Annotated in this window: 4 protein-coding genes; 3 read left to right on the top strand and 1 reads right to left on the bottom strand. The window is 51.6% G+C overall.

Going from position 1 to position 4,367, the window contains the following annotated elements:
* Positions 1-162: 162 nt before the first annotated feature.
* From VLA04_02190 to VLA04_02180, 3 genes are read left to right on the top strand one after another with little or no spacing between them, the layout of a single operon-like run.
* A complete protein-coding gene (locus tag VLA04_02190) occupies positions 163-1,314 on the top strand; it encodes an HAD family hydrolase (protein HSI20499.1) in 1,152 nt (383 codons plus the stop codon).
* Between the two features lie 51 nt (positions 1,315-1,365).
* Positions 1,366-2,643, top strand: coding sequence for a glycosyltransferase (locus tag VLA04_02185; GenBank protein ID HSI20498.1), 1,278 nt, complete (start codon positions 1,366-1,368; stop codon positions 2,641-2,643).
* Positions 2,640-3,686, top strand: a complete 1,047-nt coding sequence (locus tag VLA04_02180; protein HSI20497.1) for a glycosyltransferase family 4 protein — start codon at positions 2,640-2,642, stop codon at positions 3,684-3,686. The genes VLA04_02185 and VLA04_02180 overlap by 4 nt, the downstream gene beginning before the upstream one ends.
* Here VLA04_02180 and VLA04_02175 read toward each other — a convergent pair.
* Positions 3,672-4,367: glycosyltransferase (locus VLA04_02175; protein HSI20496.1), on the bottom strand; the 696-nt coding region annotated here is incomplete at its 5' end. The genes VLA04_02180 and VLA04_02175 overlap by 15 nt on opposite strands.

Raw genomic sequence — 4,367 nt, 5'->3', positions numbered from 1 at the left:
TACATGGCTATGCGGCAATATGCCAAGGCTGAGTCATCCTTTAAAAAGGCACTCAAGCTTGAACCGAGTGAAATGGAGTACAAAGACTTGCTAGCCGAGGCAGTTGAAAAGAAGCTGGCGCATAAAACTATGGTGCGGCGGTAATCCCACTAAGGAGGCAGTGTGTTTGAGGGGCAGATTTTTGAAGGGGAGAACAGGGAGGAGAGGAAAAATGACGTCTATACGAACGCCGTTTTTCGTGACAAAAACCGTGAGCGCAAGGAAAAGGGGCTCTCTACCGTATTGCTTGCCACCGACATAGACCGCACCTTTATCTCCAACTTCCGGGAGGTGGCGGCAGAGTTAGACGAGGCGGAAGCCTGGGCTGAGAGCGCGCGCCTCGCCAACGAGCTGGCAGGGAAGAATATTCCCCTTATGTATGTGACGGGGAATGGCATCGATAATGTCATCCCTCGTATCGAGTCAGGAGAGCTGGCGTTGCCATCCATTATTGCGAGTGCGGTGGGTACTGAACTATGGGTCCTCCAGAACGATGAACAACTACCGGAGGATGCAAAAGTGATTGCCCTTCCTAGTGGGGAGACTGCTTTCTTTGAATACGACACAGCCTTCCACGAAAAGCTGGAGGCCAGTGGGTATGACCGGCGCGAGATAGCACAAAAAGGCGTGGAGTTTGTCGATGCCTTTTGGTCGGGGGACTGTCAAAAAACGGCTGAGGAGCGGAATGGCATGACTTTTCAGGATGTGCATCAGGAAGAGGCTTTGTTGGCTGATCCAAATGTATTACCTACCCAGCTGTACAAAACCAGTTTCTATTTCTTTGCCCGTAGCAGCGAGGAGGTGAAGGGGATCCAGGCAACTGCAGAAGAACTGTTTGGCTACCGGGCCATTGTCTGTGAGGAACTTGGGTACAACACAAAATTGTTGGCAGGTGAGAGTCGCAAAAAATACTGCTTGGACATTTTACCTATTACCAAGGCGGATCCGGTAAATTACTTGGCCCAAGAATTCGATATTGACTACACCATTGTGGCTGGGGATAGCGGTAACGATGCCGTCATGTTGGAAGAAGCGGGTGACCTGGCAATTATTGTGGGTGGGGCCAGGGAAGAACTTAAAGACTACATTGATGAACTCTTGGAAGACGAAGGCGACCGGGTAAGCGGCAAGGGTTCGTTTAAAAAAGTGAGTGAGGAGAACGGGGAAAGTAAGCTGTATTACACGGGCAAACAGTTGGGGCCGGAAAGCATTATGCATGCTCTTAAAATTTTGGATCGGGGCCAGAACATGTATAAATCTCCTTCAGGTGATTGACAAAATACCGTATTTCATGTACTTGTGGTTCCTCGATCGCCAAGCAAAACAATGTCACTAAAACCCCTGCGGAAGGGCCGCATTATGATGATCAGCGAACATGCTGATCCAGTTGCGAGCCCAAGCGCCAGAGAGTCTGGCGGACAAAACGTATATGTAAACCACCTAGCCCGTGAGCTAGGCCGTTTAGGGTGGGAAGTTGACGTGTATACACGCTGGGATAGCAAAACAAAAATCCAGGTTGTAAACTTTGCCCCGCGCGTGCGGGTAATCCGGATCAAGTCCGGTCCTAAGCGCTATGTGGCCCGTGACCATTTGTTCCAGCACCTGCCGGAGTTTGTGGACAACATTATTGCGTACAAACGTGAGAACAAGCTTACGTACAACCTCATCCATGCCCATTATTGGATGTCTGGATGGAGTGCGCGCAAGCTGTCCGTCCTATGGGAAATCCCACTGGTCATGACCTACCACTCCTTGGGTTACCTCCGGTACCACGCCTTGAAGAAGTTTGAGCCACAGCGCACTGACACGGAATTCTTTAAGTTCCGTATTGCCTGGGAGCAGACGCTTGCCGACGAAGCCGACTTGGTCATTTGTACCAGTGACAACGAACAGGGTGACCTGGAGCGTCACTATACAACCGAGGCACGCATCGAAGTGGTCCCGCCTGGCATTAACCCTAAGCTTATCTATCCCGTAGGCCGTGCTTTGGCGCGCCGGAAGATTGGCGTAGCGCAGGACAAAACGGTCATTTTGTATGCAGGCCGTTTGGAGTGGCGCAAAGGTGTGGGCACCCTCATTTCATCGATCCCCAATCTCATCAAGAAAAACAAATACAAAGAAGGCGAGCTACAGGTCCTTATTGTTGGGCGCATTTCAGGTAGTGACAAAAAAGAATACCTACGCTTGAAAGAGTTGGCAGAAAAGCAGGGAGTGGCGCAGTACATTACCTTTACGGGTAGTAAGGATCGTTCAGAAATGAAGAACTACTACTCCGCCGCAGATGTCTGTGTAGTGCCATCCTATTACGAGCCTTTTGGACAGGTACCATTGGAGGCCTTTGCCTGCCATTGTCCCGTCATTGCTTCCCGCGTTGGCGGTTTGCAGTATACGGTGAGTGACGAGAGTGGATACCTTGTCCCGCCGCGCCGCGCCGATTCCCTCAGCGTTGCCCTTTCTACCGTGTTGGCAAAACCGCAGGTATACCGCCTCAAGGCAAAGAACTTTGCAGAAAATGTCATCCCGAACAAATTTACTTGGGGCGTCGTCGCTGAGAAAATGGAAGCCCAGTACGTGAACCTCATCAACACCACCACACCGCGATGAAAATAGCCGTTGTCGTTCCTGTTGAAGAATCGGTCCCGCCAGTCAAATACGGTGGGACTGAATTAGTGGCGTACAACCTTGTGGAAGGCCTGGTGAAAAACGGTCACGAAGTCCACTTGTTTGCCACAGGCGATTCCAAGACTTCCGGCACACTTCACGCCGTTTTCCCAGAGCCTGTCCGGGTGCTTGCACCCGATCCCAGCGATTCAAAGCTACGTGAAGCATTCAAGTACGTGGCCATTGGCCGCGCCCTTGAAGAGATTTTGGCCGATGAGCAATTTGATATCGTCCACAATCACATTGGTTGGCGCTGGCTTCCCTTCCAAAACACCTATCAGGCACCAACCGTCACTACGCTGCACGGCCCTTTGGATTCTTCCTACGGCAAGCGCGTCTTTGAGGAGTATCCAGATTCTAAGTTTGTAAGCATCTCCAACGACCAGCGCAAAAAGATGCCGGAGCTTCCTATTGAGGCTACCGTGTATAACGGTATCGACGTGAAGCGTTTTGAATATGTCGGCACTCCTGGTGAATACCTGGCATTCCTAGGCCGGATGTCACCTGAGAAGGGTCCAAAGCAGGCCATTCAAGCAGCCCTGTTAGCTGGCGAGAGGCTAGTTATGGCCGCCAAGGTGGACGCAGTGGACCAGGAATACTTTAAGACGGAAATCGAGCCTCTCATTGATGGCGAGCAAATTAAGTTCCTGGGCGAAGTGGACCACGCCGGCAAGGTTGAGCTGCTTAAAAACGCCAAGGGGCTTATGGCGCTTATCCAATGGGACGAACCTTTTGGCTTGTTCATGGCAGAAGCCATGGCTTGCGGCACGCCGGTCATCGCCATTCCACGCGGCTCAGTGGAAGAGCTGGTTGTCCCTGAGAAAACAGGGATCTATGTTCATTCAGTAGAGGAGGCGGCCGAGGCTATTAAGCGCATTCATACCATTGATCGCGCTGCCTGCCGCAAGCGCGCAGAAGAAAACTTTTCCATTGAAAGCATGGTAAAGGGCTACGAAGCGGTGTTTGAGAAGCTAATCGCCGGCTAAGACACCTTCCAGCATGCGTTCGTACTGGTTCACGTACTCCGTGAAGCCAAACCGATCAGCCGTGTACGTTCTACAGAACGACCGGCTGATTTTTTCGATGTTCTTTACCGCCTCTACGGCTTCATCCACCGTTTCTACCACAAAGCCTGTCCCATTATGGTCGATGACTTCTGGGATAGAACCTCTGCGCCGGGCAATGACCGGCGTGCCGCAGGCCATGGACTCTATGAGTACCATCCCAAAAGCCTCTTGGTAGTTGATGAGGTTAATGAAGGCCTTGGCCTTGGACACTATAGGGAAGAGCTCGTCTTTCCCCAATGAGCCTAGGTATTCAATTTGTTCACCATCAATATGCTGGCTGATTTCTTTCCAGTACGCCGCTGCAGCCTCGCCTTCAAAGTGGGGGCCAACCAGCTTCAGCTTCACACCTGCCCGCTTTGCGGTTTCGATGGCATCCAGGACACCCTTGTCTTCTACCATCCGGCCAAAGTAAACAAAGTAGTCATCGGCCACCTCACCATATGGCATGGAGTTTACATCTAGGCCATGGTAAATGGTGGTCAAGTAACGCAGGTCTGGAAGTGGGGTACGCTGCGCGTTGCTAATGGTGACAAACCAGTGGTTCTCATACTTGGCAAAGTGGGGGAGGAGCGTGTGATTGTGACCAAGTTGGTCGTGCAG

The sequence above is a fragment of the Verrucomicrobiia bacterium genome (genome assembly GCA_035460805.1).
In the GTDB taxonomy this organism is placed as follows: Bacteria; Patescibacteriota; UBA1384; order CAILIB01; family CAILIB01; genus DATHWI01.
Note: the sequence above shows the minus strand (reverse complement) of the source record. Positions and strands in the feature narration are given on the sequence as shown.